Raw genomic sequence first — 21,270 nt, forward strand, 5'->3', positions numbered from 1 at the left:
CTGATTCTGGTTCCCGATCCGAGCCGTCCGTACGCTGATCATCACCTTGCCCCGCCGCAGTGGCATGTCACAGAGAGCGTCCACCATGACCGGACTCACCACCCCCAGCCCCGAGGCCGTCCACGTCTCCGAGGAGGTCGCTCTGGCGGTCGCCGAGGGCACGCCCGTCGTCGCCCTCGAATCGACCATCTTCACCCACGGCCTGCCGCGCCCCCGCAACCTGGCCGTGGCGCTGGAGGCCGAGGAGCGGCTGCGGGAGGCGGGCGTCGTCCCGGCGACCACGGGCGTGTACGCGGGCGTGCCGACGGTGGGCCTGAGCACCGAGCAGATCACCGAGTTGTCGGCCACCGACGGCATCGACAAGGTCAGCCTGCGCGACCTCCCGGTGGTCGCCGCGCTCGGCCGGCACGGTGGCACCACCGTCGCCGCCACCGCCTTCCTCGCCCACCGCGCGGGCGTCCGGGTGTTCTCCACCGGCGGCCTCGGCGGCGTGCACTTCGGCGCCTCCGAGAGCTTCGACGAGTCGGCCGACATGACCACGCTGGCCGCCACCCCGGTCACCGTCATCAGCGCCGGCGTGAAGTCGATCCTCGACATCCGGGCCACCCTGGAGCGCTTCGAGACCTTCAACATCCCGGTCATCGGCTACCGCACCACCAGCTACCCCGGCTTCTACGTCACCGACTCCGGCCACGAGATCGCCTTCCGCGTCGACTCCCCCGAGGAGGCCGCCCGCGTCATCGACGCGCGCGACGGCCTCGGCCTCCCGCAGGCCGTCCTGATCGCCAACCCGGTCGACCCCGCCAAACAGCTCCCGCCGGAGGAGCTCGACGGCATCCTCGCCCGCGCCTGGGCCGAGGCCGACCGCCAGGGCGTGACCGGCAACGCCTCCACGCCGTTCCTGCTCGACTTCATCCAGCGCGACACGCAGGGCCGCAGTCTGGAGGTCAACGTCGAGGTCTACCGCGGCAACGTCCGCCTCGGCGGCGAGATCGCGACCGCGCTCGCCGCCGCGCGGAAGGCCTGAGCCGTGCTGGGGGTGCTCGGCGACCTCGTCGAGGACGTCGTCGTGTGGGTCGACGGACCGCTGCGCCACGGCACCGACTCCGCCGCACGGGTCTTCCGCCGGCGCGGCGGCAGCGCAGCCAACGTCGCGTGCTTCGCGGCCGGCCAGGTCCCGGCCCGCTTCATCGGCTGCGTCGGGGACGACCCGGTCGGCGACGGCGTCGTCGCCGAACTGACCGGCCACGGGGTGGACGTGCGCGTGGAGCGGCGCGGGCGCACCGGCAGCGTCGTGGTGCTCATCGACCGCGAGGGCGAGCGCACCATGCTGCCCGACCGCGGCGCCGCCAAGCTGCTGGAGCACGTGCCGGACGGGTGGCTGGCCGGCCTGACCCACCTGCACGTGCCCGCCTACTCCTTCGACGGCGAGCCGGTCGGCCGCAGCGCCGTCGACGCGCTCGCCCGGGTGCGGCGGGCGGGCGGCACCACCTCGGTGGACGCCTCGTCGACGGGCATGCTGGAGCAGTTCGGACGGGAGCGCTTCCTGGGCCTGCTGGCCGAGTTGGCGCCGACCTTCGTGTTCGCCAACCGCTCCGAGTCCGCCTACCTCGGGCTGCTGGCCGACGGCGCCCCCGGGCCGGAACGGGCCCGCCTCACCGCCACCACGGTCGTCACCAAGGCGGGCGCCGAGGCCACCACCGTCGACGTGCCGGGCGAGCCGCCGTTCGTGGTGCCGGTGCCGCCGGTCGCCGACGTGCGCGACCTGACCGGCGCGGGGGACGCGTTCGCGGCGGGGTTCCTCGCCGGATTCCTGGACACCGGCGACCTCCGCCTCGCCGCCGGGCTCGGACACCGCACCGCGGCGCGCGTGCTCGCCTCGCCGGGAGCCTCGTTCGGCGAACGGTGAGTCCGGGGGCGGTACCGATGGGTGGGGCCGCCTCACCGTTCAGCGCAACGCGTCCTTGCGGAGGAAGCGCTTGAGCCGTTGCCACGTCCAGGTGTTGACGACGTCCTCGGTGGTGAGCCACGCGCGCTGCGCCGTGCCGATGCCGAACCGCGGGTAGGCCAGGTGCGGCGTCGCGTGGGCGTCGCTGTCGATGCTGAAGCGGACGCCGTGCTTCTTCGCCCGCAGCACGTCCTCGTCCCGCAGGTCCAGGCGCTGCGGGGAGCTGTTGATCTCGATCGCCGTCCCGGTGCGCGCGGCGGCCGCGAACACCGCGTCCAGGTCGACGTCGATCGGGCCGCGCCGCCCGATCCTGCGGGTGGTGAGGTGGCCGATGACGTGCACGTGCGGGTTCTCGCAGGCGCGGATCAGGCGGCGGGTCTGGGCGGCGCGGTCGAGGCCGAAGTGCGAGTGCACCGAGGCCACGCACACGTCGAAGCCGGCCAGGAACTCGGGCGGCCAGTCGACGCCTCCGTCCGGCCCGATGTTCAGTTCGGTGCCGTGCAGGAGACGCAACTTCTTTTGACGGTCGGCCAGTTGGCGCAGCCGCTCGCGCTGGGCGAGCATCTTCTCGTCGGTCATCCGCTGCATGACGAGGTCGGGCGCGTGGTCGGTGACGGCGTAGTACGAGTAGCCGCGGGCGGCGGCGGTGTCGATCATCTCCTCCAGCGTGGCCAGCCCGTCGGTCAGGTCGGTGTGCGTGTGGAGGTCGCCGCGCAGGTCCGATTCCTGGACCAGCTGCGGGAGTTCGCCGCGCAGTGCCGCCTCGACCTCGCCGCGGTCCTCGCGCAGCGGCGGCGCGATCCAGGGCAGGCCGAGCGCCGCGTACACCTCGTCCTCCGTGGCCGAGACGACCTTGGCTCCCTCCTTGCCCCTGCCGTCGGTGCGCTTGCCGTCCTTGCCCCTGCCGTCGGTGCGCTTGCCGTCGGTGTCGCCGCCCATCTCGAAGAGGCCGTACTCGGAGAGCTTCAGGCCGGCCCGGACGGCCATCGTGCGCAGCTTGATGTTGTGCGCCTTCGAGCCGGTGAAGTAGACGAGCGCCGCACCCCAGTCCTCCTCCGGCACCACCCGCAGGTCCACCTGCACGCCACCGGTGGTGAGCACCGAGGTCTTGGTCGGCCCGCGCGCTATCACCTCGGCCACGTACGGGAGTTCGGTGAGCGCGGCCATCAGTGGCGCGGACTCCTCGGCGGTCGCGAGGACGTCGATGTCGCCGACCGTCTCGCGCATCCGGCGCAGCGAACCCGCGTACGCGCAGCGGGTGCAGCCGGGCACGGCGGAGATCGCGGCCACGAGCTGCTCGGCGAGCTCGGTCGCGGTGTCCAGCAGGGTGCGCCCGCCGGACTGCCGCATCAACTCGATGCCGTGCAGGATCTTCTCGCCGCTGCGTTCGCCGAAACCCGCCACACCGCCGAGCTTGTCGCCGCGGATCGCCTCGGCGAGCTCGTCGACGGACGCGATACCGAGGTCGCGGTAGAGGGACAGGGCGCGTTTCGGGCCGACGCTCGGGATGGCCATCATCTCCCGTACGCCGGCGGGGATTTCGGCGCGCAGCTTCTCGAGTGCGCCGATCCGCCCGGTGGAGAGGTACTCGGCGACCTTCTCCGCGGTGGACTTGCCGACGCCGGGGATCTGCTGGAGGCCCTTGGCGTCCAGTCCGGCGAGGTCCTCGGGGTGACCGCCCACTGCGCGCGCGGCCTTCTCGTAGGCGCGGGCCCGGAACGCGTCCCCTCCGGTGATGTTGATCAGGTCGGCGTACTCCTGGAGCAGCTCCCGCACCTGGTCGTTGAGCCGGGGCATGGGGCCAGTTTAGGGCGGGGGTCGGTGCGCCGCTTGCGCTGGACCCCGGCCCGGCTCCGGTGCGTCGGATGCCGCCGTCCTGTGGTTCCGCCCGCCGGCACGGCACCTGTCCCGTTCTCCGCCGGTGTGCCCGTCACCCGCCGGTCGGCGGGTGCGCGACCGGCCGCTCGGCGGGGGAATGCGCCCGGTTCGTGCCCCCTGGCCCGATTGTCACCCGGGCGGAGGGGGCGCAGGCTGGGCGGGAGGGCCGGGCAAGCGGCCCGCACCGGCCGGTCGCGGAGTTGACGACGGCCGCCGGTGAGGTGCGAGGGGCAGGGCGATGACACGCGGGAAGCTCTGGGGCTACGTCGCGTCGGGGGCCCGGGTGCTCGGTGCCTTCGGCGGTTCCGACGGCCACGGACGGTCGGGCGGATTCGGGCGGTACGGGGCGTTGCCGCGGCCGGGGCAGTTCGGGCGCCCGGGCGGGTTCGGCCGGCTGGGCGGCTCCCGGGGCGAGGGCGCGGGCGGCCGGGAGGGCGCCGGCGGAACGCTCCACCCGGGGGCGATGGCCGGGCCGCGGACACTGTCGCGGCCGGAGCTGGTGCGCCTGGCCTGGACGGACCGGAGGGCCGGGTGCGAGCCGCAGGCACGGCACGTCCAGGTCGCCGAGGTGGTGCGCCGGGTGGTGCGCGGCGGCGGGCGGGCGGCGGTGGTGACGGTCCGCGTCGCGCCCGGGCTGCCGGTGGTGGTCGGGGACGCCCGGCGGCTGGAGGCGGCGCTCGGCGGGCTGGTCGACCACGCGGTCCGGCGCAGCCCGGCGGGTGCGCGGGTGCTGGTGCGGGCCGACGCGGTGGCCGCGCCGGCGCTGCCGGGGCTGGGCGCGTTGGGGTCGGGCCTGGGGCCGGGCGCCAGTGGGGGCCCCGGCGGGTTCGGGCGGGCGCGCGGGCGCGTGGAGATCCGGGTGTCGGACCGCGGCGCGTACGAGCTACCGGAGGCGCGGGAGTGGCTGCTCGCGGGCGTGCGGCCGGACGGGCCGGTCGGGCCCGCGCTGCACGGCCTGGTGCTGTCGTCCGGCGGGCGGGTCGCGGTGGAGGCGACGCCCGGGGGCGGGCTGACGGTGGTCCTGATCCTGGCGGTCGCCAACGACTGACGCGCGTTCGGAGGCCGGTCGGTCGGGTGCGGCTCGGGCAGACCGCAAAGAAATCTTCGCAACAATCCCTTCGCAAAAAATCCTTTGCGAAGAACTCTTTGCGGTCCTAGGATCGCGCCATGACCGATGACCGTGGCTGGATGCACAGTGACGATCCGCACGCCGTACTCACCGCCAAGGGCATGCGCGCGATGGCCCACCCCGTGCGCATGCAGCTGGTCGGGCTGCTGCGCAAGCAGGGCCCGTCCACGGCGACGAGGCTCGCCGAGCAGCTGGGGCTGAACTCGGGGGCCACGAGCTACCACCTCCGCCAGCTCGCCGCCGCGGGCTTCGTCGAGGAGGATCCGGGGCGCGGCAACGCGCGCGAGCGGTGGTGGCGTTCGGTGCACACCCTCACGGTGTGGACGGGGGAGGACCAGGCCGATGAGGAGCCGGAGACGGTCGTCGGGTACCTGCGGTCCGTCCTCGCCGCGCACGCGCTGACCGGCCAGCGCGCGCTCAACGCCTTCGAGACGATGCCGCGCGAGTGGCGCAAGGCGGTCGACCTGAGCGACCTGGTGCTCCGGCTCACGCCGGAGGAGGCCGAGCAACTGGCCGACGACCTGGCCGCCGTGGTCGCGCGCTACCGGCGGCTGGACGCCGAGGGCCCGGTGCCCGGGGGCGCCGAGCCGGTGTCCGTCGTCGTCCACGTCCTGCCCGAGCCGAAGGCCATGGCGGAGGCCACGGTGGAATCCGATCAAGAGGGGGAGCAAGGATGACCGCCGCCGTCCCCGCCGCCGCCTCCGCGCGGAGCCTCCGGCCGCTGGTCGGCGTCCTGGCCTCCTCGGCCGTCTCTCTGACGGGCACCCGGGTCTCGGCCGTCGCGCTGCCCTGGTTCGTCCTCGCGACGACCGGCAGCGCCACCATGACGGGCCTGGTCGCCTTCGCCGAGATGACGCCGTACGTGCTGGTCAAGGCGCTGACCGGGCCCCTGGTCGACCGCCTCGGCCCGCGCGTCGTCTCCTGGACGACGGACGCCGTGAGCGCCGTCGCGGCCGGGCTGGTTCCGCTGCTGCACGCGCTGGGGCTGCTGCCGTTCGGGCTGCTGCTCGGCGTGGTCGCGGTGATCGGCGCGATGCGCGGCCCGGGGGACCTCGCCAAGTCCGTCATGGTGCCGGAGGCGGCGGACCGCGCACGCGTGCCGCTGGAGCGCGCCACCGGGCTGTCCGGCGTCACCGAGCGGCTCGCCTCCACGGTGGGGCCGGCGGTCGGCGGCGGGCTCGTCGCGGTGGCGGGCCCGATGGCCGGCCTGGTGGTCAATGCGGCGGCCTTCGCACTGGGTTCGCTGATCATCGCCCTCGCACTGCCGCGCGGGATGGGGCGCACGGCGGCCCCGGCCGGCCCGGCCGCGGCCGAGCAGCGCGTCGGGTACTGGCGGATGTTCCGCGAGGGCTTCGCGTTCCTGCGCGCCGAACCGCTGCTGCTCACCGTGATCGTGACGATCGGCATCACCAACCTGCTGGACGCCGGCTTCGCCACCGTGCTCGTCCCGGTCTGGGCGCAGGACTCCGGGCACGGCCCCGCCGCGATCGGCCTCACCGGCAGCGCCATGGGGATCGCGGCGGTGGCCGGCAGCCTGATCGCGGCGGGCGTCGCCCACCGGCTGCCGCGTCGGGCGGTCTTCTTCGCGGGCTTCCTGCTCGCCGGGGCACCGCGCTTCCTCGTGCTCGCGTCCGGCGCCCCGCTGTGGACGGTGGTGGCGGTGTTCGCGGTGGCCGGGTTCGGCTCGGGCTTCCTGAACCCGATCCTCGGCGCGGTGCTCTTCGAGCGGGTGCCCCGCCCGCTCCTGGGGCGCGTCCACGCCCTCGGCGACTCCCTCGCTTGGGCCGGGATCCCCCTTGGCGGCCTTCTCGCCGGCGCGGCCGTGGCGCTGGTCGGGCTGATACCCGTCCTGGTCGCGTCCGGGGCCTTGTACGTCCTGACCACGGGCGCGGCCGGCTTCCGCCGGGAGTGGCGCGAGATGGACCGCCTGCGCGGCCGTGCCCCGGCCCCGGCGGACGCACCCGACCGGGCGCCGGAGCCCGCACGGGGGTAGACGGCGCCCGGAGCGGCCGACGGAGGGGAGCGCGGGGGAGGCCGAGCGGCTCTGGGAGCACGGGTGGCGACGAGGGTCGGAGGAGTACGCGCTCCATCCGTGGCCGTTCCACCCGGAGGCGGGCGGGTTCGTCCAGTGGGGCTCCGAGGAGCAGGGCACCACCTACTGGTTCCTCGCCGAGGAACCGGATCCGGACGTCTGGCGGATCGTCGTGTGGAGCGCGTGCGGCGAGTGGTTCGAGACCGCGGGGACGGCTCGGCCTGTACGTTCACCGAGTTCCTGGCGCGGTGCTTCGACCGGGCGGGCCATCCGCCGTTGCTCGCTCGCAACTGGTCCGTGAACGGCGCCCGGTACTGCCCGGCGTCGTCGGCGACGTTGTCGTCGGCGAGTGGGGAGCGCGGCCCGCCCAGTGCACGAGTAGCACGCTGACCAGCGCCGCGAGGGCGCACCACGTGGAGAGGAAGGCGATCCGCCAGAGCACGGCGCAGAGGCCCGCGGCCAGGCCGGTCAGGAGTCCGAGGCGGCGCAGGTCGCGGTCGCCGCTGACGAGGAGGGAGCCGATGGTGGCGAGGAGGTAGCCGGCCAGGAGGACGGCCGGGTGCGGCACGCCGATGCCGTACGTCAGGGTTCGGCCGTGCTCGGTGGCCGTGACCGGGTGGGCGGCGACGGCGACGGCGAGCGGGACGGCGACGGCCGCGCCGAGGAGGCAGAGGCCCACCTGCGCCGCCTGCACGCGGTGGCGGACCGCTCCCACCGGGTGGCCCGGTTCGGTGCTGGCGCACCACACGGCGGCCGGGACGTACACGGGCAGGAGCGGCAGGGCGATCGCCGCCCAGGCGGTGCGCGCCCAACCGGCGGGGGCGGCGGGCAGGCCACCGTCCGTACCGAGCCAGACGAGCGCCTCGATCAGCTGGTGCGCGCCCAGTACGAGCGGGAGCGCGGCGAGCGGCACCCGCTGTGGGCGGCCTGAACGGCGGGCGCGGACCAGGCACACGACACCGAGGCCCACGACCACCCCACCGGCCACGGCGTCCGCCTGCGCGCTCCAGCACATCGGCCGTCTAGCCTTTCGCCGGGCCGTCGGGTGGGCCGTTGTCGGCCCGGCCGTCGCCGGTCCGGCTGCCGTCGGGGGTGGTGCCGTCCGGCGCGCCGCCGTCGAGGCGGTCGTCCGGGGGCGCGCCGATGCTCTCCAGGGTGTCGCGGACGGTTCCGGGCATCGCCGGGTGGCGACCGATCACGATCACGCCGATCACGATCGCGAGCAGCCCGAGGACCTCCCAGACGAGTGCGCCCGGGGTCACCCGCAGTCGGTCGCCGAGGAAGCCGACCGCGCAGGCGATCCCGGCGATCGGCTGGGCGGCGGTCAGCGCGGGCAGCGACATCCGCAGCGGCGCGGCCTCGAACGCGCTCTGCACGAGCAGCAGTCCGACGACGCCCGCCACGATCACGGCGTACGGCTGCCAGGTGCGGAGCACGGCGGAGAGCCCGTCGTGGTCGAGGCGTTGGGTGGTGGTGCGGGTCAGTGCGTCCTGCAGTCCGTAGAGCAGGCCCGCGGCGAGCGCCAGCAGCGTCGCCTCCTCGAAGAGCGGCAGCTTCCGGGCCGCCGACACCAGCAGCAGGACCAGCCCGACGACGGTGCCGACCACCAGCCAGTGCCGCAGGTCCCCGGCGGGCGCTCCGCCCCCGGAGGGCTGCCCGGCCACGATGAACGCCGTCACCCCCAGCCCCAGGAGCAGGACCCCGGCCCAGCCCGAGCGGCCGAGGGTCTGACGGGTCAGCACCCGGGAGAGGGCCATGGCGAACAGGAGGTTGGTCGCGAGGAGCGGTTCGACCAGCGACACCTCGCCCTTGTTGAGCGCGAGCGCGGAGAGGATCAGGCCGCTGACCATGAACCCGGTGCCGAGCAGCCACTCGGGCATCCGCATCAGGTCCAGCAGCAGCCGCCAGTGCAGCATGTCGGCACGTGGGGCTCGCTGCGCGGCGTGCTGCTGGAGGACGAACCCGAGACCCAGGAAGCAGGCGGCGCTCAGAGCGAGGAGGAAGACCACCACGGAGGGACCACCCGGTGTGTCGCTGCCCGCGTCGCGTCGGCGGTCCGGAGTCGGGCGGCGGTCGCGGCGCCTTCCGTCAGCGTACCGCCGGGGCGCCGTGGGGGCTGGTCGGCGCTGGGGTGAGTCCGACACGGGGCCGGCCGAACCCGGAATCGCGCGGGCCCGGAGCCGTGCGGCCCCGGAGCGGCCGCCCGCGCTTGCCGGGTTGGGCACGGCGGGCGCACGCTGGTGTGAGCGGCCGCCCGCGGTGCACCCTCCGTGCCGGCCGGGACAGGCGCGACGGGGGCCGGCGCCAGGAGGTGTGGCATGCACAACCAGTGGGACGTGGAGCTGAGCTTCGACGAAGACGGCGTGCACACGACGTGCGACGCGAGGCTGACCGGCGCGAGGGCGCCGGGCCTCAGCGCGCACGGCGAGTCGGTGAAGAGCGCGGACGACCGTCCGCTCGCCCGGATCGGCGAGGAAGTCGCGGCCTCGCGCGCCCTGGAGGAACTGTCCCGCAAGCTGCGGGTCCAGGCCACCGGGGAGATCGAGGACGAGGGTCACCGCCCCGGCTACCTGATCTACTGACCGGATCCACTGCATCGACGCGCTGAACTCGCCTCCAGCGAAGCCAAGTCGGGGACGGCGGCTCAGGGCAGCGACCTGCCCGCCGTGTTCCGTCGCCGCGGTGCCGAGGGCGGCGCCGACCACGCCGGGCCGTCCCGCGCGCGGCGGCCGGGCGGTGGAGGCGGCACACGTCGCGAGGGCGGCGCCCACCAGGGTGAGCGGGGCGTTCACGACGAACACTCAGCCGCCCTGCCCTGCACACGCGGCGATCAGCTGCACGGGCGTCTGCGCGAACCCGCCGACCACGGACGCAATGCCGAACAGGACCAGCGCCGCGAGCAGCGCCCGGCGGTACCCGGACCCGGCCAGGTCGGCGACCCGGCCGCCGAGCAGGAGCAGCCAGCCGAACGCGAGCGCGTAGGCGTTGCCACCCACGGCAATGCGCTGTCGGCGAAGCCGAGTGAGTCGCGGCGGCGTCCCGAACGAATCCACGAGTTCGTGAGCTACTCGCTCCTCCGGTCGAACGTCAGTCCTTTTCCCGTGAAAGGAATTCCGTCAGGCGCCGGTTGACCTCCGCCGCTCCGGCCGTCGGCAGGTTGTGGTGGGCGAGGCCCGGGAGGACGGCGATGGTGGCGCCGGGAAGGGCGCGGCGGGTGGCGGCGGCGACGCGGTGGGCGTCGTGGGCGCGGCTGCGGTCGGCGAACAGGGCGAGCGTCGGGGCGGTGAGCGTGCGCAGGCGGTCGGCGGTCGGGCGGGGGCCGGTGACGATGCGGGAAGCGGGGAAGTCGGCGTACCCGAGCGCGTACACCTCGCGGCAGCCGGCGTCGAGTGGCGGGGTGTTGCCGCTCTCCCAGGCGAGGTAGGAGCGGGCGCGGGCGGCGGTGCGGCGGGGAAGGAAGAGCGGCAGGGCGCGCAGCAGGTAGCCGGGTCGCAAGCCGGCGAAGACGTTGGTGGGGTCGAGCAGGGCGATGCGTCCGACCCGTCCGGGTGCGTGGAGCGCGTACTCGACGGCGGTCCAGGTGCCGTACGAGTGGCCACAGAGGTCGGCCCGGTCGACGCCGAGCCCGTCGAGGACGGCGTCCAGCCACGCCATCAGCCCGGGGACTCCGCCGAGCGGTGTGCCGTCGTGGACGCTGCGCCCCGGGTCGCCGATGAGGTCGACGGCGAGGACGCGGTGCCCGGCGGCGGCCAGGGCGGGGGCCACGGCGAACCACATGGCGGACGTGGCGCCGCCGCCGTGGAGCAGGACGAGGGGGCGGCCGTCGCGTGGTCCGCAGGCATTGACCCGGGTGGTGCCGTGGACGGTCCGGACATCGAGCCGCTCGACGGGAACGTGCCAGTGGGCGAAGAGCGCGTCGTAGGCGGCGAAGAAGCGCGCGATGCGCGCGGGCGACGCGGCCGATGCGGACGGAGAGGACGGAGAGGACGGAGAGGACGGTGAAGAAGGTGCGGTTGCGGACATGGCGGGCCTCCGCTGGGATGATGGAATCACTCGCTGCACAAGTATCTCGCTCAGCGAGAGAATAGCGGCACCAGGGGGTGCCGAGGAAGGAGACCGAGGTTGTCCGGTGCCGAGGAGCACGCCGAGGGGCACGCCGGCGAGCACGGAGAGGATCCGATGCGGCTGGTCCACCTGCTGCGCGGACTGACCGTCGAACTCGATCTGTTCGGGGCCGAGTTCGCGGCGCGCAACGGGCTGCACCCGACCGATCTGCGGGCGCTGATCCACCTGCTGGACGCCGCCAGGGCCGGGGAGGTGGTCACCCCGGGCCGGCTCGGCGAGGCGCTGCGGCTCAACTCGGCGGGCACCACCGGGCTCGTGGACCGGCTGGAGCGGCTCGGCCTGATCCGGCGCGAACGGGACCCGGGGGACCGGCGCAAGGTGCGCCTGGTGGTCGAGGAGCGGGCGATGGAGCTCGGGCAGGGCTTCTTCGGCGGGCTGATCGGCGACCTGGTGGGCGCCATGGGCCGGTTCGACGCGGCCGAACTGGCGACGACGCGGCGCTTCCTGCTGGCGATGACGGAGGTGGTGGCGGCGGCCCGCGGGCGTGAGCCCGGGGGCGCCGACGGGACCGGAACCGGAGGTGGTCCGGCTCAGAACCAGGTGTCGCCGTAGTGCGGCCCCGGGTGGCCCTCGCGCAACAGGCAGATGTCGGCCTCGCGCGGCCGCTCGGCGCCGTCGAAGGGTTCCTCCTCGGGGCAGCGGGCGGCGACCTCGACGGCGTACTCCGGCCAGGACGCCCAGTGCAGGTCGTAGCCGACGCCCTGGACGAGCGCCGAGTGGGAGCCGCCGTGGCCGTCGATGAGCTCGCAGCGCAGCCGCGGCTCCATCACGAAGGCGGCGCGCGGGACGTGGTCGAAGTGGTCCACGTCGGCCTGGGGGAGTGTGACGACGGCCGGGCAGTGGCGGTGTTCGACGAGGCCCTGGAGGCCGACGAGTGCGGCGGTTCCGACGGGTCGGGCGGAGGTGGAGTCCGGTTGGCTCATGGCCGCCAGCATTCCACCGGCGGCCGGCGCCGGGCGGCCGAACCACCGTTCTGTACGCATCGGGTGGGCCGACGGTCGCGTCGTGTACGGGCGGTGGTCACTTGTCACGCGGACCCGAGCGACCAGCTGATCACCGAGAGCGTCGCCATCGACACCAGCGTCGACGACAGCACCGCGTCCCGGGCGAGCGCCGTGCCCTGTCCGTACTCGCGGGCGTAGACGTAGACGTTCTGCGCGGTCGGCAGCGCGGAGAACAGCACGACGGTCAGCAACTGGTGCGGCGGCAGATGGAGGACGAAGGCGGCGACGGCGTACGCGGCCAGTGGCTGGACGAGCGTCTTGACCAGGACGGTCAGTCCGACCTCGGCGCGGCGCGAGCCGGCGTCCGCGGGCGGGCGGTTGTGCAGTGAGATGCCGAGGGCGACGAGGGCGGTCGGGACGCCGGCGCCGCCGAGCAGTTCGCAGGAGTGGTTCAGTTCGGCGGGCAGGTGCAGGCCGGTCGCGGAGGCGACGGCGCCGAGCGCGGTCGCCAGCAGGATGGGGTTGCGCAGCGGGAGCGTGAGCAGGGCACGGAGCCCGGCGCCGCGGCCGTCGAGGACGGTGAGCACGGCGGGGGTGACGAACAGGATCTGGAAGAGCACGACCGCCGCGACGAACGACGCGTCGCCGAGGACCTGCATCGCCACGGGTATGCCGAGGTTGGCCGAGTTGACGTACCCGGAGGCCATGCCGCCGATGGCGAGCTCGCCGGGCTCGCGGTGGAACAGGAACCGCCCGGCGAGCAGTCCGAGGCCGGTCGCGAAGGCGGTGCCGGCGGCGAAGGCGAGCATCGAGGCGTTGGCGAACCGTTCGAGCGGGGTGCGGGCGATCATCAGGAACAGCGCGGCGGGCATCGCCACGTGGAAGACGAAACGACTGAGCACCGCCTCCGCCTGCGGGCCGAGCAGTCCGGACCGGCCGACGAGGTAGCCGACCCCGGTCAGCGCCCAGATGGGGGCGAACCCGGAGAGCAGGGGGTGCAGGGCGTGCATGGTTCCTCGGATCGCTCGGGTCGCCCGGGCCGGCGGGGGTCGCCTGGCGCGGCGCGGGCTGCCTGGGTCGGTGTGGTCGCCTGGTCCGGCGGGGGTCGCCCGCCCGGGGCAGTAAACCAGCCGCGTCAAGCGGTCGATCATGGGCCCGGTCGATCGCGGCACCGCCCGGCGGTCCGACCTCCTCGGCCCGGCGACGTCGGCGGCGGGCCCTACGATGAGTCGATGGACTATCTGAGCCTGGCCGAGGTGGAGACGATCGCGCGGCGTGCGCACGAGGGGCAGGTCGACAAGAACGGCCACCCTTACAGCGAGCACATCGCGGCGGTGGCGCGGGGGACGGCGGAGCGCGGCGGCAGCGAGGCGCAGATCGCGGCGGGCTGGCTGCACGACACCGTCGAGGACGACCGGCTGAGCCGCGAGTGGCTGGAGGGCGCCGCGCTGCCGGAGTCCACCAAGGCGATCGTGGACGCGCTGACCAAGCGGCCGGGCGAGCCGGTCGAGGAGTACACCGCCCGGATCCTGGCGACCCCGGGTGCGCTGCTGGTCAAGCGCGCCGACCTGGCCCACAACTCCGACCCGGCGCGGCTCGCGGTGCTGGACGGGCCGACGGCCGAGCGGCTGCGCGCCAAGTACGCGCGGATGCGCGAATTGCTGGGGCTCACCGGCGAGCTCTGACGGCAAGGGCCGACGACGAGGGGCCCGATGGCGAGGAGCCCGACGGCGACGGGCCCCTCGGCCAGGCCCGTACGTGGCGGGTCACCGTTTCAGGTCTGTGGCCAGTGGCTTTACGCCTCCGGTTGCCGGGCCGGTCGGAACTGCCGAAGGGGCCGGCGCGGTGATCACCATCAGTTTCTCCGGTTCGGACACGGCCGAGAAGCCGGCACGTGCGTAGACCTCGTGCGCGTCCAACGTGGAGAGCATCAACCGCTTCAGCCGGTAGGGAGCCAGCGCCGCGACGACCGACTCCGCCAGCCAGGTGCCGATGCCCCGGCCGCGTGACTCGCGGGCGACGTAGACGTCGCAGAGCCAGCCGAAGGTGGCGTAGTCCGTGACGATCCGGGCGAATGCGACTTGCTCGGCAGTGTCCGGGGTGTAGACACCGAAGACGAGTGAATGCTCGATCGATCGCGCCACGGTCTCTCGGCTCCGGCCCAGGGCCCAGAAGGCGTCAGTGGAAAGCCAGTGGTGCACGCGGTCGAGATCGATGCGCGCGGGGTCGGTATCGAGGGTGAGGCCGTCTGCCCTGGTCGTGATCACGGCATCTGATCGTACGGGGCTGGCCCCGAGGGCTGGACCTGCACTGCCGGCCGGTCGGCGATACTGCCGACGCGCAAGGTGAGTTCGCCGAGGTGGTCGAGGATCATGCGGCCGGTTGGTCGGACGCGGCGGCTGTCGGGATGCAGGCCGACCATGGTCCGTTCCGGGCCGAGCGAGCGTCTGACCTGGCGTTCGATCAGGTAGAAGACGAGCAGGGCCAGGCGGACGCTTCCAGGGCCTGGGCCAGCCGGTCGTCGTTGAGCAGGCCCGGCTAATACCGAAGACCTCCTCGACCGCCCAGGTCCGAGCCCGGTTGCCGACCCGCACCAGCGGCGCGGGCGAGGTCAGCCGGTTCGCCACCAGCGCCTCGATCACCTGCCCATGCGTCACATGAGCGCTTGCGCCGCTCGGACACATCTCGTCGACGATCCCGGCCACATCCAGCCGGCGCAGAAACTCGGCAGCGCCAGGCAGAGCGCCCAGACGCTTCTCCACCACGGACGTCACCACGCACTCCAGGCGCCGGCGCTCGGACCGTGGCCGCGGGGACCGGGAAGTCATCGACACACCCCGCTCAATGCCCACGTCGGGGACGCCACCACGAGCCACGATCCATCCGAATCAATGACCTGCGAAGTACGGGGCCAGGGGGCCGACGGCGACGGGTCGAGCGGCGACCGGATCCGGCGGCACAGTGGCAGAACGCCAGGACGCCAGAACGGCAGAACGGGAAACCACGGGAGGGCCCGTGCCACGCGGATCGCGCGGGCACGGGCCCTGCCGGGTCACCCCGGTGGTCCCTGTCCGACCCCCGGGGTGAGGGGGGAGTGGTGCAGGAGACGGGTATGCGTCGGTGCTGCCGAGGGGGTCGGCTTAGTACCAGTGGTGACCCTGCCAGAAGCTCCAGGCGGCGTTCGGGCTGCCGTAGCGGGAGTTCATGTAGTCCAGCGCCCACTTGATCTGGGTGCTGGCGCTGGTCCGCCAGTCGGCGCCCGCGGAGGCCATCTTGGAGCCCGGCAGCGCCTGGCCCAGGCCGTACGCGCCCGAGCTCGGGTTGGTCGCGTGGACGTTCCAGCCGGACTCGTGGGAAATGATCTGGCTGAAGGAGGCCAGCTGGTTCGCCGGGACGATCTGGGCGGCGATGGTCTGCGGGGAGGCGGTCGCGGCGTTGGCGGCGGCGGGCATCACGCCGGTGGCCAGGGCGGTCAGACCGGCGGCGCCGGCGAGAACGGCGGCAGAGGTACGCATACGGAGCTTGAAAGCGGGCATGAAGAACAAGACCTCAATCAGGTTGGGCCGGGTCGCGCCCCACCCAGGACCATGGCCGGACAGGGGCCGACGGTTGCGGGGCGCGACTCGGCGGTAAGCCGTTCACCGGCGGGACAGGAGCCGGTGCGGCTGACGACGAGAGCCATTGTTGCCAGACCGGATCGGCCACCGCCAAGACCCCCTCGATACGATCCGCGGTCGTACCTCGGCCGACCGCCATCGATTCGCAGGAGTGATCGCGGGGGCCGTTCGGACACGCTCCGACCTGGCCGGACGCCCGTCCGTGGGCGACATGTCGCGAACGGCGGTTCCGCCGCGGCCGCATTACTACGATCCGTCGTTGCCTGGGATTCCCTGTGAGCGCACTCACCGTTTAGGGGCTGGGTGGTGTCACCCGGCGGCCCGCGGCCGACACGTTGGGTACAGACGATCTAGCCCCCGGTGAGACCGGGGCCACACGTCTGCGGTCACGGAGAGCGAGGATCTCCCAGCCGACGGTGCCGATCGGCCCGTGCCGCGAACCGTTCCGCCTCCGGAACCGCCGCGAGCGCGCCGAGGGCCGCCCCGACGGAGACCCCGAGCCGCTCACAGAACGTGTCCGGTTCCTCGGCGGCGTCCGGCCGCTCCGGGACCACCTCGTCCACCAGGCCCACCCGCGCCAGGTCCGTCGCGCCGATGCCCTGCGAGCGGGCCAGCTCGGCCGCGTGCCCGCCGTCGCGGTGCACGATCGCCGAGGCGCCCTCGGGGGGCAGCGGTGCGAGCCAGGCGTGCTCGGCGGCGATCACGCGGTCCGCCGGGAGCAGGGCCAGCGCCCCGCCGCCCGAGCCCTGGCCGAGCAGGACCGCGAGGACGGGGGTGCGCAGCGCGAGCAGGGTGGTCAGGCAGTGCGCGATCTCGACGGCGACGCCGTCCAGCTCGGCCTGCGCGGACAGCTCGGCGCCGGCTGTGTCCACCACCGTGAGCAGCGGCAGGCCCAGTTGCTCGGCCAGGCGGGCGGTGCGGCGCACGGCCCGCAGGTCGGCCGCGGTGAAGGGACGCTCGTGGTCGGGCGTCCCGCGCTCCTGGCCGACGACGAGCACGGGCTGCCCGCCGAGGATCGCGAGGGCGCGGACCAGCGCTCCGGCCCGGCCTCCGGGGGCGTCGAGGAGGACGAGTTCCGCGGCGGTGCGGCGCAGCAGCTCGCGCGTGCCGGGGCGGTCGGGGCGGCGGGTGCGGCGGACGGAGTCCCAGGCGTCGGCGGTGGCCTGTGGCTCGGGGGCGTTCTCCCTATGGACGGCGGCTCCCTTCGGATGGACGGCTCCCACTGGCTCCTCCCCATATAGGGGTGCCGTGGACGAAGGGGAGGGCCCTGCCGTCAGGACGGCGAGGGAGCGGCGCACCACCTCGCGCAGTTCCGCCGGCGGAACGACGGCGTCCACGAGACCGCGCTCCGCCAGCGTCTCGGCGCGCTGGACGTCGGCCGGCAGCTCGACGCCGCGCAGCTCCTCGTACACACGCGGGCCGAGGAAGCCGAGGCGGGCGCCGGGCTCGGCGAACACCAGCTGGCCGAGCGTGCCCCAGGACGCGAAGACGCCGCCCATGGTCGGGTTGCGCAGGTAGGTGAGGTAGGGGAGACCGGCGGCCCGGTGCGCCTGGACGGCGGCGGTGATGCGCAGCATGCAGAGGAAGGCGGCGGACCCCTCCTGCATGCGTGTGCCGCCGGAGACCGGCAGGGCGAGCAACGGCAGCCGCTCGGCGGTGGCCCGCTCGACGGCCCGGGTGATCCGCTCGGCGGTGCCGACGCCGATCGAGCCGCCGAGGAAGCCGAACTCGGAGGCGACGACGGCCACCGACCGCCCGCCGATCAGGCCGGTGCCGGTGAGGACGGCCTCGTCCAGGCCGGTGCGCTCGCGGGCGCGGGCGAGCGAGGCGCGGTAGCCGGGGTCGGCGGGATGGGGGTCGGCGGGCTCGTCCCAGGTGCGGAAGCTTCCGGGATCGACGAGCAGCCCGATCAGCTGGTGCGCCGTCAGCGACGTTCCCGTACCCATGCCCGCCCCCACTGGTGATCGTCCTGAAGCCCTGCGTCCTGTGTTTGTGCCCGCGCCCGCGTCCTGCGCCCTGCGTCGTGCGATTTGTGCCCGCGCCCGCGCCCTGCGCCCTGCGTTCGCAGGCGGCCCCGACCATGATCGGGAGCCCGGAGCGATCGACACTCTATGCGGCTCGCCCGGGCCGGGGCGGGAGCGTCGCGAAGGTGTGAGCAAGTCGGGGGCGCGGGGCGGGCGGGGGTGCGGACGCAGCCGGGGCTCGGGTCAGGTCACGGCCCCGGGATACATGGGGAACGCACGGTTCCGGTGGAGTACGGGCGGTTCGTGAACGGTCTGGCGGAGGGTGCTCGCAGAGTCACGGAAACGATCGGAGTATCCGTCAAGTCGCCCGCTGGGCAGGCAAGTTACCGGCGGGTAAAAAGTTGGCTGAGGCCTTCCGGATGGGCCGGGGGCTCGCCACACTGTTTGTCATGACCCGCACTCTACGCGCGTGGAAGACCCGCGCTGCCGCCGTCACCGCCGTCGCCCTGATGACCCTCGCGCCCGTCGCCGTCGCCACCGAGGCGCACGCCGACGTGAGCGGCACGGTCTGCCTCTCCGCACTGCCGCCGGAGGCCACCGACACCCTCAACCTGATCGCCTCCGACGGTCCGTTCCCGTACTCCCAGGACGGCGTGGTGTTCCAGAACAGAGAGCAGGTGCTCCCGAGCCAGTCCTACGGCTACTACCACGAGTACACCGTCATCACGCCGGGCGCCCCGACCCGTGGCGCCCGCCGGATCATCACCGGCGAGGCGACCCAGGAGGACTACTACACGGGCGACCACTACGCCACGTTCTCGCTGATCGACCAGACCTGCTGAGACCGTCCTCCGTTCGACCCGAGGCCCCGGCGGTGCGTCTGCCGCCGGGGCCACCGGCCTTTCTGGGCGCAGGAGTTCGACTGGTCGGCGGCCGGACGGTCCCCACTCGCTCACCGCGAGCGCGTCGCCGACGCGCAGCACACCCGGGCGCAGCGCGGCGGACTTGGCGCCGAACACGACCCCGCCGCCCGCGGCCCGTCGGTGGCGGGCCAGGGTGCGCGGCGAGGTGCCGGGGACGAGCCCGTCGGTGACCCGGTCGTGCTCCGGCGGCACGCGCACGAGCCGGCTGGTCGCGCCGAGCACGTCGGACGGCCAGGCGGCCGCGGCGTCGCCCTGGTCGATGCCGCGCAACGGCGCGCCGAACGGCTCGACGGGGCGCCGCGGTCCTTCGGTGTCCACCGGCACGGTCACCGCCTCGACCTCCGGTGCCCTCCAGTGTGAGCCGGTCGCCGTCCATGGAGACCGTCGGGCGGACACCAGTGGGCGTCCGGGGCGGGCCGGCGCAGGTTAGGGGTGCTCCGGGCGGTGCTCCCGGTGGCACTCTCGGCGTCAGGGGCGCGTACGGAACGCCCGCCGGTGCGTCAGGGCTCCGTCAACGGGGATCCCTTCGGCGCCTCCGGCCGTTTTGCATGTGACGACACGAACGCTACGGGCGGGGACGAAGGGCGGACGGGCCATGGCGGACAGCGGCGAACCCGGGGCGGCCGGCCTCGGCGGCGACGACCGTGACGGGGACCGCCGTGACAGGGGCGAGCATGGCTGGGGCGAGCGTGGCGGTGCCCGGATCGTCGTCGGCCTCAGCGGATCGCTCGGCAGCCTCGCCGCCCTCCACCACGCCGTCGCCGAAGCCCGCCGCACCGACGCCGAGGTCCTCGCCGTCCTCTGCTGGACCCCGGCCGGCAGCGACTCCGCCTACCGCCGCACCCCCTGCCCGCCCATGCTCACCGCCGGCCGCGACGCCGCCGTCGCCCGCCTGCGCCAGGCGCTCGACGAGGCCTTCGGCGGCGGCTACGCCGGAGTGCGGCTGCGCTGCCTGGCCGTCCGCGGCGAGGCCGGCCACACCCTCGTGCGCTGCGCCGACCGCCCCGGCGACCTCCTCGTCCTGGGCGCGGGCAGCCGCGGCCGACTCGCCCGCCTGTTGCGACCGTCCGTCACCGCCTACTGCGTGCGGCACGCGACGTGCCCCGTGCTGGCCGTGCCCAAGCCCCCGCTCCAGCGGGAACTGGAGGCGCTGGAGCGCAGCCACGGCGTGAGCCTCGCGCCGGCGGGCTACTAGAACGTTCCGTCAGGGCTACCCCTCGGGGCTACCCCTCAGGGCTATCCGCCGGGGCCATCCGTCAGGGCGCCGCGATCCGGGCGGCGGCATCCGGCCAGTGGGGGAGCATCTCGCCGTCGCGCTCGTCCATCATGACGTGCTCCTCCCACCATGCGCGCCCGTCGAGCCAGTCGGCCAGCCAGCGGGCGAGCGACGGGCAGTCCTCGAACCAGGTGTCCGCCGGGTCGTCCGGTTCGGCGTTCGGCTCGTGGAGGAGGACGGGGGCGCCGGGGCGCAGGCAGTCCACCACGGCCGACATCGCGCAGCCCCAGTCGAGCACCGCCACGACGCCGCCCGGCCAGCCGCCGGGCGCGGTGCGGCGCGGGTTGGCGGCCACGATGCCGTGCAGCGGCCAGAGCAGGTGGCCGTCCGGGCCGTAGCCGCCGTCGCCCACCTCGCGGTAGAGCCTGACGAGCAGCGGCGGCAGGGTGAGGCCCAGGGCCGCCTCCGCGGCGGCGATCGCCTCGGCGGTGGCGGGCGCGGCCGGCGGCGTGCCGTCCGCGACCGCCTGCCGGCGTACGCGCGCGATCAACTCGTCCTCGTCGATGGACCTTTCGCTCATGCCGAGGATCGTGGCACGGCCCTACGACAGTCCGGCCGCCTCGGCCAGCACGGCGGCGACGCGGCGGCCCGCGTCCAGGGCGTTCTCGGCGGTGGCGGGGAGGCAGCGCTGCGCCTCGGGGCTGTACTCCGTCATCACCACGCCCGCGTGATCGGTGGGGAGTTCGAGCACCTCGGCCGAGGTGGCCACGTCGGCCAGCGCCCGGGTGTGCGCGGGGCCGAGCACGTCGTCCTCCGTGCCGTGCACCAGCCAGAGCGGGACGGGGGAGGGCGCCTCGGCCAGGAGCTCGACCGGTACGACGCCGTTCGTGACGGCCGGGCGGGCGTAGCTGGAGGAGATGCCCACCGCTGCGACCGGCCGCGGTCCGGCGGGCGTGGCGGGGTCGATGGCAACGGCGACGGCCTCCCGGCCGCCCATCGACCAGCCGGCGAGGACGAGCCGGTTCGGGTCGCCGCCGAACCGCGCGGCCGTTTCACGGGCGTGCGCGAGGGAGGCGAGCAACTCGGCCCGGCCGCCGTCCTCCCGGTCCGAGCGCCAGTCGGGCACGAACACGAGCAGGCCGTGCCCGGCCGCCTCCCGCGCGAGCGGCCGCAGGACGTCCCGCTCGTCCGGCCCGCGGCCGTGCCACAGCAGGACGACGGGCACCGGCCCGGCCGTACCGGCGGGCGGGCGGTGGACGTCCACCGGGCGCCCTTCGGCGTACTCGACGACATCGGGACGATCGAGCTCCGTGCTGGTCATGCGCTGTTCCCCTCCGGTTCGGGAGATGGCTCCCGAGCTGCTAGTGTTCTTCTCGTCGCGAGGGAGATGATCTCTCGTCAGGCGTCAGTGGTGCTACCAGAGCACGTCCTACTTTCAGTAGGAAGAGTCCGTGCGACCCGGGCCTGGCGCTCTATCGTCGGACGAGGTCCGGT

22 protein-coding genes and 1 pseudogene are annotated in these 21,270 nt (G+C 74.4%); 10 read left to right on the forward strand and 13 right to left on the reverse strand.

Annotation, left to right across the window (positions count from 1 at the left end; genetic code table 11):
• The first annotated feature begins 85 nt into the window (after window positions 1-85).
• Window positions 86-1,027 (forward strand): pseudouridine-5'-phosphate glycosidase, encoded by a 942-nt coding sequence (locus PUR71_RS03605; protein WP_329924835.1) that lies wholly within the window; start codon window positions 86-88, stop codon window positions 1,025-1,027.
• A 3-nt stretch (window positions 1,028-1,030) separates the two neighbouring features.
• Entirely contained in the window at window positions 1,031-1,909 is an 879-nt protein-coding gene (locus tag PUR71_RS03610) for a carbohydrate kinase family protein (protein WP_329924836.1), read from the forward strand.
• A gap of 39 nt (window positions 1,910-1,948) precedes the next feature.
• On the opposite strand, the gene PUR71_RS03615 is transcribed toward PUR71_RS03610, so the two are convergent.
• Window positions 1,949-3,745, reverse strand: a complete 1,797-nt coding sequence (locus PUR71_RS03615; protein WP_329924837.1) for a helix-hairpin-helix domain-containing protein — start codon at window positions 3,743-3,745, stop codon at window positions 1,949-1,951.
• 319 nt (window positions 3,746-4,064) lie between these two features.
• Here PUR71_RS03615 and PUR71_RS03620 point away from each other — a divergent pair, with 319 nt between their 5' ends.
• The 3 genes from PUR71_RS03620 to PUR71_RS03630 all read left to right on the forward strand — a co-directional run bounded on the left by PUR71_RS03620 (window position 4,065) and on the right by PUR71_RS03630 (window position 6,948).
• Window positions 4,065-4,874, forward strand: a complete 810-nt coding sequence (locus PUR71_RS03620; protein WP_329924838.1) for a hypothetical protein — start codon at window positions 4,065-4,067, stop codon at window positions 4,872-4,874.
• 119 nt (window positions 4,875-4,993) lie between these two features.
• Complete coding sequence (locus PUR71_RS03625) at window positions 4,994-5,632, forward strand: helix-turn-helix domain-containing protein (protein ID WP_329924839.1); 639 nt, start codon at window positions 4,994-4,996, stop codon at window positions 5,630-5,632.
• Window positions 5,629-6,948 (forward strand): MFS transporter, encoded by a 1,320-nt coding sequence (locus PUR71_RS03630; protein ID WP_329924840.1) that lies wholly within the window; start codon window positions 5,629-5,631, stop codon window positions 6,946-6,948. Before PUR71_RS03625 ends, PUR71_RS03630 begins: the two co-directional genes overlap by 4 nt.
• A gap of 268 nt (window positions 6,949-7,216) precedes the next feature.
• Here PUR71_RS03630 and PUR71_RS03635 read toward each other — a convergent pair whose 3' ends face one another.
• Together PUR71_RS03635 and PUR71_RS03640 are read right to left on the reverse strand one after the other, a co-directional pair.
• Entirely contained in the window at window positions 7,217-8,002 is a 786-nt protein-coding gene (locus PUR71_RS03635) for a DUF6629 family protein (RefSeq protein ID WP_329924841.1), read from the reverse strand.
• A gap of 7 nt (window positions 8,003-8,009) precedes the next feature.
• Complete coding sequence (locus tag PUR71_RS03640) at window positions 8,010-8,999, reverse strand: DMT family transporter (protein WP_329924842.1); 990 nt, start codon at window positions 8,997-8,999, stop codon at window positions 8,010-8,012.
• A gap of 306 nt (window positions 9,000-9,305) precedes the next feature.
• Here PUR71_RS03640 and PUR71_RS03645 point away from each other — a divergent pair, with 306 nt between their 5' ends.
• On the forward strand, window positions 9,306-9,569 hold the full coding sequence (locus PUR71_RS03645; protein ID WP_329924843.1) for a dsRBD fold-containing protein: 264 nt from the start codon (window positions 9,306-9,308) through the stop codon (window positions 9,567-9,569).
• Window positions 9,570-9,788: 219 nt separating this feature from the next.
• Here PUR71_RS03645 and PUR71_RS03650 read toward each other — a convergent pair whose 3' ends face one another.
• Together PUR71_RS03650 and PUR71_RS03655 are read right to left on the reverse strand one after the other, a co-directional pair.
• Window positions 9,789-9,983, reverse strand: coding sequence for a hypothetical protein (locus PUR71_RS03650; protein ID WP_329924844.1), 195 nt, complete (start codon window positions 9,981-9,983; stop codon window positions 9,789-9,791).
• 91 nt (window positions 9,984-10,074) lie between these two features.
• The gene (locus tag PUR71_RS03655; RefSeq protein ID WP_329924845.1) at window positions 10,075-11,010 is read right to left on the reverse strand and encodes an alpha/beta fold hydrolase; all 936 of its coding nucleotides are present in this window, start codon (window positions 11,008-11,010) and stop codon (window positions 10,075-10,077) included.
• Window positions 11,011-11,166: 156 nt separating this feature from the next.
• Between PUR71_RS03655 and PUR71_RS03660 the strand changes: the two genes are divergently transcribed.
• Window positions 11,167-11,664, forward strand: a complete 498-nt coding sequence (locus tag PUR71_RS03660; RefSeq protein WP_329924857.1) for a MarR family winged helix-turn-helix transcriptional regulator — start codon at window positions 11,167-11,169, stop codon at window positions 11,662-11,664.
• Here the strand turns inward: PUR71_RS03660 and PUR71_RS03665 are convergent.
• Together PUR71_RS03665 and PUR71_RS03670 are read right to left on the reverse strand one after the other, a co-directional pair.
• Window positions 11,643-12,035, reverse strand: a complete 393-nt coding sequence (locus PUR71_RS03665; RefSeq protein ID WP_329924846.1) for a hypothetical protein — start codon at window positions 12,033-12,035, stop codon at window positions 11,643-11,645. The genes PUR71_RS03660 and PUR71_RS03665 overlap by 22 nt on opposite strands.
• Window positions 12,036-12,139: 104 nt before the next feature.
• Window positions 12,140-13,066, reverse strand: a complete 927-nt coding sequence (locus PUR71_RS03670; RefSeq protein WP_329924847.1) for an AEC family transporter — start codon at window positions 13,064-13,066, stop codon at window positions 12,140-12,142.
• A 222-nt stretch (window positions 13,067-13,288) separates the two neighbouring features.
• Between PUR71_RS03670 and PUR71_RS03675 the strand changes: the two genes are divergently transcribed.
• Window positions 13,289-13,741, forward strand: a complete 453-nt coding sequence (locus PUR71_RS03675; protein ID WP_329924848.1) for an HD domain-containing protein — start codon at window positions 13,289-13,291, stop codon at window positions 13,739-13,741.
• A gap of 81 nt (window positions 13,742-13,822) precedes the next feature.
• Here the strand turns inward: PUR71_RS03675 and PUR71_RS03680 are convergent, their stop codons facing one another.
• From PUR71_RS03680 to PUR71_RS03690, 4 genes and pseudogenes are all read right to left on the reverse strand, one after another.
• Complete coding sequence (locus PUR71_RS03680) at window positions 13,823-14,323, reverse strand: GNAT family N-acetyltransferase (protein ID WP_329924849.1); 501 nt, start codon at window positions 14,321-14,323, stop codon at window positions 13,823-13,825.
• 288 nt (window positions 14,324-14,611) lie between these two features.
• A pseudogene (locus tag PUR71_RS41055) lies at window positions 14,612-14,884 on the reverse strand (DUF4277 domain-containing protein); the annotation flags it as partial.
• Between the two features lie 312 nt (window positions 14,885-15,196).
• Complete coding sequence (locus PUR71_RS03685) at window positions 15,197-15,571, reverse strand: transglycosylase SLT domain-containing protein (RefSeq protein WP_329924850.1); 375 nt, start codon at window positions 15,569-15,571, stop codon at window positions 15,197-15,199.
• Window positions 15,572-16,059: 488 nt separating this feature from the next.
• Window positions 16,060-17,619: a carboxyl transferase domain-containing protein gene (locus tag PUR71_RS03690; protein WP_329924851.1), complete on the reverse strand. Its 1,560-nt coding sequence runs from the start codon at window positions 17,617-17,619 to the stop codon at window positions 16,060-16,062.
• Between the two features lie 467 nt (window positions 17,620-18,086).
• On the opposite strand from PUR71_RS03690, the gene PUR71_RS03695 reads away from it, so the two are divergent.
• The gene (locus tag PUR71_RS03695; protein WP_443077335.1) at window positions 18,087-18,479 is read left to right on the forward strand and encodes a ribonuclease; all 393 of its coding nucleotides are present in this window, start codon (window positions 18,087-18,089) and stop codon (window positions 18,477-18,479) included.
• 676 nt (window positions 18,480-19,155) lie between these two features.
• Window positions 19,156-19,755, forward strand: a complete 600-nt coding sequence (locus tag PUR71_RS03705; protein ID WP_329924852.1) for a universal stress protein — start codon at window positions 19,156-19,158, stop codon at window positions 19,753-19,755.
• 61 nt (window positions 19,756-19,816) lie between these two features.
• On the opposite strand, the gene PUR71_RS03710 is transcribed toward PUR71_RS03705, so the two are convergent.
• On the reverse strand, window positions 19,817-20,356 hold the full coding sequence (locus tag PUR71_RS03710; protein WP_329924853.1) for an SMI1/KNR4 family protein: 540 nt from the start codon (window positions 20,354-20,356) through the stop codon (window positions 19,817-19,819).
• Between the two features lie 21 nt (window positions 20,357-20,377).
• Window positions 20,378-21,097 (reverse strand): alpha/beta hydrolase, encoded by a 720-nt coding sequence (locus tag PUR71_RS03715; RefSeq protein WP_329924854.1) that lies wholly within the window; start codon window positions 21,095-21,097, stop codon window positions 20,378-20,380.
• Window positions 21,098-21,270: the final 173 nt, after the last annotated feature.

The sequence above is a fragment of the Streptomyces sp. SP17BM10 genome (assembly GCF_036322405.1).
Lineage (GTDB): Bacteria > Actinomycetota > Actinomycetes > Streptomycetales > Streptomycetaceae > Kitasatospora.